We start from the raw sequence: 306 nt of genomic DNA on the forward strand, positions 1-306 counted from the left end.
AGGTCCCGACTAACCCTGAGCGGACGAGCCTTCCTCAGGAAACCTTAGGCATTCGGTGGAAGGGATTCTCACCCTTCTTTCGCTACTCATACCGGCATTCTCACTTCCAAGCGCTCCACTAGTCCTTACGGTCTAGCTTCACAGCCCTTGGAACGCTCTCCTACCACTGACACCATCGGTGTCAATCCGCAGTTTCGGTGATCCGTTTAGCCCCGGTACATTTTCGGCGCAGAGTCACTCGACCAGTGAGCTATTACGCACTCTTTCAATGGTGGCTGCTTCTAAGCCAACATCCTGGTTGTCTAA

The 306-nt window shown here is 53.3% G+C and carries 1 rRNA gene; it reads right to left on the bottom strand.

Features of this window, described 5'->3' with window-relative positions:
* Window positions 1–306, bottom strand: a 23S ribosomal RNA gene (locus KI363_RS21755); the annotation flags it as partial.

The sequence above is a fragment of the Lederbergia ruris genome (assembly GCF_018332955.1).
GTDB lineage: Bacteria > Bacillota > Bacilli > Bacillales > Bacillaceae_C > Lederbergia > Lederbergia ruris.